The sequence below is a fragment of the Shewanella sp. 10N.7 genome, from assembly GCF_020806285.1.
GTDB classification, from domain to species: Bacteria; Pseudomonadota; Gammaproteobacteria; order Enterobacterales; family Shewanellaceae; genus Shewanella; species Shewanella electrodiphila.
This window is the reverse complement of the sequence record NZ_JAJGZS010000011.1, coordinates 134,770-141,725: the sequence shown is the minus strand read 5'-3', so window position 1 is coordinate 141,725 and position 6,956 is coordinate 134,770. Positions and strand designations below refer to the sequence as shown.

The following is a 6,956-nucleotide window of genomic DNA, read 5'->3' as shown; positions in this document are numbered from 1 at the left end:
GAATACCGGCCTGTCACGCCGGGGGTCGCGGGTTCGAGTCCCGTCCGCTCCGCCAACATTACGATAAGCCCTAACAGCAATGTTAGGGCTTTTTCGTGTCTGAAGTTTATAGCCCTATCACTTCTTGTTTATAGAGAGTGATATGGCTTTTTGTATATAAATTATTCTAACTAGTTGTTGTGGCGTCGCGGACTTTTACAAAAATAGTCCGCCTTAGCTTCGCGTTCGTAAGCTCACTGCTATCACCTTACTCACCCACAAACACAAAGACGAAAGCCTCCTTGAAAGACGAGGATTTTTCGTTTGGATGTTTCAAAGAAAGCTAATATGAACTGTATATTTACCTACTAAAGCAGCTACATTCTAATTTTCCCTTGTTAAAACTGGCAATGTAGCGCATATAAGACATATGTGGGCTCTCTAAAGTAGTCAGTAGGCTTGTCATTAGGCAGGTTGCTAGTTTGTCGTTAATTAGTGAAAGGCCGCTCAGCCAGATTACGAAAAGCTCAACAGCTTTGTTAGGGGGGGCTGAAATATTTATTCCTTTCCTTTGCGCCTTAATCAATACATTTTCTTCACAATAACTCGGACTAAGAATGTACTTAATAAAAGCGAAGACACTAATGTTCTCATATCTTGTTTTAGCCGCTTAGTGCCGTTAAATCATGATCTAATCGTATGCTAACGGCTTTTCTCGTTTTTGTTAATTCAACAATAAAACTTTTGATACTGTAATCCTCCATTAAAATTAGAGCCTGTTAACATTTGAAAGTATGTGATCTGTTGCAGCACAAATAGCGTATTTAAGTTTAATGTCTGTGTATAAGCTAAAATGGATTATATATCGCTATATTTGGCTGAAAAACCCACAGTCAGTGCGTTTGTGATAAATAATGCTTTACCTTTTGCAGTGGTTTTAGCATAATGCATTCCGTCAACAGGGGTATAGTTCCAATTGGTAGAACAGCGGTCTCCAAAACCGATGGTTGCGAGTTCGAGTCTTGCTACCCCTGCCAAATTTAGAAGGCCTAGCAGAAATGCTAGGCCTTTGTCTTTTCTGGATTTTATTGTTTTAGTCACTACAAAACTAGTTTTAAACCAATACCCCTTATATGAAGCATTTTCTATTCGGTGACCAAACGGTGACCATAGCTTTCTTGGCACGGCTAATTTTACGTTTAACTGTTCTTGTAGAGTTTTGGATATTTAATGAAATTACTCAGACTAAATAGTGTTTTCGACTGTACAGGTATGGCCAGATCAACAATCTATAAATATATGGCAGATGGTTCCTTTCCTAGACCTGTTTCATTAGGTGCTAGATCTGTTACTTGGGTTGAAAGCGAAGTTCATGAGTGGATCTGTAATCGGATCAAAATTAGAGATAATCTTTATACCTCTAAAACAGATTATTAGAGTGCCCCCTGTTAATTAGTTCTAAAGCTTATATGTAATTGTTGCTTAACCATCTCTCTAATCCATCTTTGTATTGTCAAATTTATTCACCAAGTAGTATTATTATTCTTTAATTTCACTCTTTCTGAGCGCTTATGATTTACTTTGATTCAGCAGCTTCTTATCCATTACTTCCTGAGGTCAAAGCTGAGTTAGTTAATGCATTTGATAAATTTTATGCAAACTCAGCGTCTACCCACTATTTAGGTGATTGTGCTACTAAAGAGGTTGAGCGTGTAAGAGAATTGCTTGCAGACTCTATAGGTGCTTACCCAAGTGAGGTGGTTTTTACTAGTGGCGCAACAGAATCAAATAATATTGCTTTTAAAAGCCTCTTATTAGCCAATGACTTTGACAGTAGTAAAAAGCATATCATTACCAGCCAAATAGAGCATAAATGTGTATTTTCTATTTGCGATTATCTAAAAAGCTGCGGATTTGAAGTAACTTATATCAAACCTAATGAGACTGGTTTAATAGAAGTTACTGATATTAAAAAAGCCTTAAGATCTGATACTGCTCTTGTATCAATAATGCATGTCAATAATGAGTTAGGAACTGTAAACCCGATAGCTGAAATTGGGGAGCTGTGTAGCAACAAAAATATTTTATTCCACAGTGATGCAGCTCAAAGCTTTAAAAAAGTGGAAATTGATGTTGATGATTTAAATGTCGATGTTATGTCTTTTTCAGCACATAAGATCGGTGGGCCTAAAGGTATTGGTGCTATCTATATTCGTGATTTGAGACATAGGCATCTAATGCCTGTAATTCACGGAGCAGGGCAAGAGGATGGATTGAGAGGGGGAACTGTAGCAACTCCCTTAATAAGTGCTTTTGCTAAAGCTATAGATTGTTTTGGTAAACACTATGATAATTTTAAAATAATTGATGCCAGAAACTACTTACTAGAAAGTCTTAAAAGAAGTGATATCCAATTTGTTGTCAACGGGTTAGATTCTTTACCTTCGTGTGTATCAATAACGTTTCCTCAAACGAATACTAACTTACTACTCAGAGCAACTGAAACTAAGCTTTGTTTAGCTCAGGGGTCCGCCTGCTCATCTAAAAGTATCGAGCCTTCACATGTATTGACAGCAATAGGTTTGACGCGTGAGCTTGCCGATAAGACGCTTAGGATCAGTTTTACTTTGAATGTAAGTAACAATGAGATTGAAGAGTTTGTTCAAGCTATAAAAAAAGCGACTGAGTAGTCGCTTTTTAGAATTATTTATAGCAAGTGACACAGGCTCCACCGCCTTCAGCTTCATCATAAATATCATCTAGTTCACCAAACTCACATACACCGCCAATATCTCCGAGAAGAGCATTTCTGCGTTTTTTCTTATTGAAACGTGCCACTTGTTTCTCGTGATTTGCTCTGATTCGTTTTTGAACTTCAGGGTCTTCAAGGGTATCTAAAGGTTCGCCTTGTCCCATCCAGTAAAACTTTTCACCAACAGTTGTATTGGTTTCATCCCCCTTTTCAAAAGCTTTAGCTTCTTCAAAAAGAGTTGGATGTTTTTCCATTAGCTTTAGCCATTCTATCTTTCTTTGGTAAAAACAGAATGTACAACCTGAACGTGAACGCCATTGATAATAAGCGGGTAACTCTAAACCGTTACGTTGTAATATATTTTCAATGTCGCTACGAACAATACCATCTTCACGAAAAGGGAATACTGACTCTATTGGTTTTTCAATCGTCATATAACCAACGCGTTCAGGTTCATCTGCCCGAATACCAACATAATTCTTTATGGTATAGCCGTCTTGTAAGTAGCCATCAAGCCATTTTTCAAATGGCTTGAGTTTCATTTGAACAGTACACCATCTGTCTCGTTGAGAAGGTAAGTAGTTTCCATGCTCTTTTAAAAGATTAGCAAAGGTTTTTTCACCGCGACTATCTATGTTATTAAGTGATCTTTCATTGAGCCTATGGATATAGCCAAGCTTTTCTTCAAGTTGGTCAATAAATTCATTTGTCTCAGGAAGTTCGTAACCTGTATCAGTGAAGAAGTATTCAACATCAAGTTCGGGGCGAGTTTCTTTAACGTAAAGTGCTAAAGCACTGCTATCCTTGCCACCAGATAAGCCCAATACATGTTTAACTTTCTTAGTCATTAGCCTTTTCCTGTTCAGATGGTTCCATTAAAGAAGAAAGTAGCTCTGTTAATGCTGCTAGTTGCTTTTCTTTAGGAATATTCGATATTGAAGCAGAAACGCTATTTATCGCTTTTTTTACTTCAGAATCATTTTCCAAATCGTGTTTGATAAAGCCACCAAATTCTTTGTAGTTACCAGAACTGTCAGATGTAATAAATGCTAAAGGCTTTGAGCTACCTTTTTTCTGTATATTACCGAAAGACTCGATTCTTCTGAATTGAATGCAAAGGTTTTGTAATTCATCTAAGCCGTTGCGAAGGTGCTTATCTGTCCAGTTTCTTTCTGGTACACCAGTTGCCAAATTAACGACCAATTCAAAAGTTGATTTACCGTCTATAAATTTAATAATCCTTGAAGCTAACTCTTTTACATTTGGTCTTTGAGCTGTATCGACAATTAATTTACAACGTTTTTTTAAGTCATCATTAAATTCAGCTGACAGATTCGTGGTTACTATTTGCTTGAAACCACTTAACAACATGTCATGTTGAGCTGATAAGTCTTGTATGGCTGTTTTTAGCCTTTGACCAAGTTTCTCATCCAAATTTTTATCGCTTTTATCTAAATCAAAAACTTCAGGTAAATCTTCTAAAATGAGTTTATAGGGATCATTTGCTGCAATAACTTTATTTCTAAATGCTCTTGCCTCGCGAGTTAACCCATTTGATGACTTATTACTAGAAAAGCTTTCTCCGCTGGTTTTCTTAACCCATGCTGGCAATGTGTGGACAATTTTTACAATATGCTTTGCGATTTCTAATACAGTATCATCTTCTTTTCTACTACCTATTGTTGCCTTGGCAAGAGTGTCTAATAGATGTGTTTGAATCTCAGATATCTCGAAATACCTAACACCAGCCTCTTTAGGGTGTTTGTAGATTTTGGTTACTAATTCTTCGTCAAGCTCAGGTATGAAGATAAATTGTTTAGTTGAGTCTAAGTCGTAGTATGCAACTTTACCTTCTAAAGACTTAAGTAACGCAAGCCCATAAATGCGACATAAACCTGTTGTCAAACCAAATGGAGGCATCATCCAACGACGATAAAGCTGATCAAGCGTTACCATTTCATTACTGGATTTAATAAACTCGAAACCATCAAGCCATAGGCCGTGCATTTTTGAGTCAAAATTAGACGAGGATTTGTCCCATTCATTTGGGAATACAAAGCCTTCACCTGTTTTAGTATGCCAACCTTTATTTTTTAGACATGATAAATAAATGCCTTTCTCTGGTGGAAATGAATCATTGTCAAAACCTAGGTCTTCTATATCTCCACTGGTCAGCATTGCATTCATCAGTTTTCGGATTGCACTATTAGCACTACCTGACGGCTTAGATCTATTTATAAGCTCATTAATAACTTCAGGTGCAGCATGGAATATATTATCAGCTACACGAGAACTAATGGCCGATAGTGGTAACTTAGAAAAATGTTCACCTTTGTATAACCATGTTGCTTTACTAAAAGCGGCAGATAATTCCATTTCTATTGATTGAGCTGCATGCTTCATACGGTTAGCAAGTTCATTTTTTGCTATTTGATCATGATTAATCTTCTCTTCTTCATTTTCTATTTGTTTTAATGCAATAAATTCTATCGCACTATTTTTTAGACTATTCAAAGACGTATTTGAGCCTATAACTGCATAATCTAGTTCACTTTCATAGCGTTGAAGTTCTTTTTCAACTAGTGGATTAGCAGGCAATAGAAAGGTCAAATATGAAGTGCCGCTCAATGGTATATCTTGTAAGGAACTAATCAGTTCTGAGTCAACTTTATTGATAAGTTTTGTATTTGCCCAGCGCATAGTGCCCGATTTGTGGTAATGAGCCGTAGCTAGAATATTTTGTGAAGAATCACAGACCTTAGTCCAATCTACCCCCTCACTAACGGACTCAATTTTTTCTAGGACTAAATTATGAATGTCTATATCGCTTCCTTGGAAAACGAATAAAGCATCATGCTTCTGCCTATAAATAATTACAGTCCAGCGTTCTAACTCCTCCAGCGCATCAATGATATTCAGTTCAAGTTCACCACGTGCTTTAAAGTATTGGATTAAAAAATCTTTTCTTGCGTGCAAGTGGTGGTGAAAGCCAAAAATGGTTAATAAAGCGATAACTTTAGTAATTGATATGTGTAGTGCAGAACCTTTCTGGCTCGCACGATATATTGCATCGCAACCTTCAAGCCAAGCTTTACTGTCACTTGAGGTGATAATCAAATGATGCAAGGTATGATGCAAATAATCCCAAAGCTTCTCTGGTTTATAGAGTTGTAAATCATTATCTTTAGTATGGTAATTTTCGGTAAGAAACTCTCTAAACCCTAACTTTTCATGAGATGCTAAAAAACCAAATAAGCTACGTTCATTTTGTGAAAAACGTCGTCTTGAAATGGGGCCTAGCAATAAACTGACTAAAGGATCTAATGGCAATGTTTTCATTAATGCAGAAACATTACGTTCCTGTTTTTCAAATGAGTTAGCAACCTGTTGAACAACATTGGCATGCGTGTCTATGAGCTTTAACGATAGAGTCTCTTCTTTAGTCAGCGAATCACCAACAAGAACAAGAGACTCATCAATTGAAGGGTTAAAACTTAAATCACGATAGCGCCCTTGCACTTTTGCCCATTCATTTTGGGCTTTTGCATCTTTATTTTTTGCATAATCAGTAAAGGATTGATGTAAAAAACCAATAAGTAAAACAGGCGTAGAAGACTGCTGTGCTATGTCTGCAAGCGATTGAAAAAGGTGTAAGTCTTTATTTGCACGTGATTGAAAATCTAGGGCTTTCCCCATCTCATCAAGTAGAAATAAAACACCATCAAAATTTTGTTTTATCGCAAGAGTTTCTTTAATCTTTGATAAACATTGTTCGTCGTTTAGTTGCGCTACTTCTTCAGTAGTAAAATTAATTTCTAGAGCTTTATAAAGGCTAGCTAAAATGGCATTTGCAGGGGACTCTAAGCCACAGACATGCTTAACCACTTTCCAACCTTTAGATACTTTAAACCTAGACGTAAAACTATCTAATAAGCCATTTGCGTTTTTTAGTTTTGCTGTGGCTAATTTTCTTACTTTAGCATCTTGTGATAGCAAGCTTGATAAGTACAGGGCGATAGTCGATTTACCTGAACCATATGGTCCAGTTAGCGTGTAAGCTCTTTGTTCACTCCCATCAAAATCACGGCTTAAAGTGTCAAGGACATTTACAGCCGTACCATGAAGAATAAAATCATCAATAAAGCCTTTATAGTCTATGTGACTTCCATCAATGCGAGTCGAGCTTTTATAACGTTGATTTATATTGATTGATTGATGGCTCATG

The 6,956-nt window shown here is 36.8% G+C and carries 4 protein-coding genes and 1 tRNA gene; 3 read left to right on the top strand and 2 right to left on the bottom strand.

All coding sequences use genetic code 11. The features are described 5' to 3' along the window. Window positions 1-939 precede the first annotated feature (939 nt). From LMH66_RS09270 to LMH66_RS09260, 3 genes are all read left to right on the top strand, one after another. Window positions 940-1,016, top strand: a tRNA-Trp gene (locus LMH66_RS09270). A 193-nt stretch (window positions 1,017-1,209) separates the two neighbouring features. Continuing rightward, the gene (locus LMH66_RS09265) at window positions 1,210-1,416 is read left to right on the top strand and encodes an AlpA family transcriptional regulator (protein WP_229369489.1); all 207 of its coding nucleotides are present in this window, start codon (window positions 1,210-1,212) and stop codon (window positions 1,414-1,416) included. 134 nt (window positions 1,417-1,550) lie between these two features. Beyond that, window positions 1,551-2,669, top strand: a complete 1,119-nt coding sequence (locus LMH66_RS09260; protein WP_229369487.1) for a cysteine desulfurase family protein — start codon at window positions 1,551-1,553, stop codon at window positions 2,667-2,669. A gap of 13 nt (window positions 2,670-2,682) precedes the next feature. On the opposite strand, the gene LMH66_RS09255 is transcribed toward LMH66_RS09260, so the two are convergent. Together LMH66_RS09255 and LMH66_RS09250 are read right to left on the bottom strand one after the other, a co-directional pair. Then, window positions 2,683-3,579: a phosphoadenosine phosphosulfate reductase family protein gene (locus LMH66_RS09255; protein WP_229369485.1), complete on the bottom strand. Its 897-nt coding sequence runs from the start codon at window positions 3,577-3,579 to the stop codon at window positions 2,683-2,685. Next, window positions 3,572-6,955 (bottom strand): AAA family ATPase, encoded by a 3,384-nt coding sequence (locus tag LMH66_RS09250; RefSeq protein ID WP_229369483.1) that lies wholly within the window; start codon window positions 6,953-6,955, stop codon window positions 3,572-3,574. The genes LMH66_RS09255 and LMH66_RS09250 overlap by 8 nt, the downstream gene beginning before the upstream one ends. Window position 6,956 lies beyond the last annotated feature (1 nt).

What these genes read in the sequence shown, in the direction of transcription:
- LMH66_RS09260 (WP_229369487.1), top strand. Translation starts at nt 1,551, where the DNA reads ATGATTTACTTTGATTCAGCAGCTTCTTATCCATTACTTCCTGAGGTC.
- LMH66_RS09265 (WP_229369489.1), top strand. Translation starts at nt 1,210, where the DNA reads ATGAAATTACTCAGACTAAATAGTGTTTTCGACTGTACAGGTATGGCC.
- LMH66_RS09255 (WP_229369485.1), bottom strand. Translation starts at nt 3,579, where the DNA reads ATGACTAAGAAAGTTAAACATGTATTGGGCTTATCTGGTGGCAAGGAT.
- LMH66_RS09250 (WP_229369483.1), bottom strand. Translation starts at nt 6,955, where the DNA reads ATGAGCCATCAATCAATCAATATAAATCAACGTTATAAAAGCTCGACT.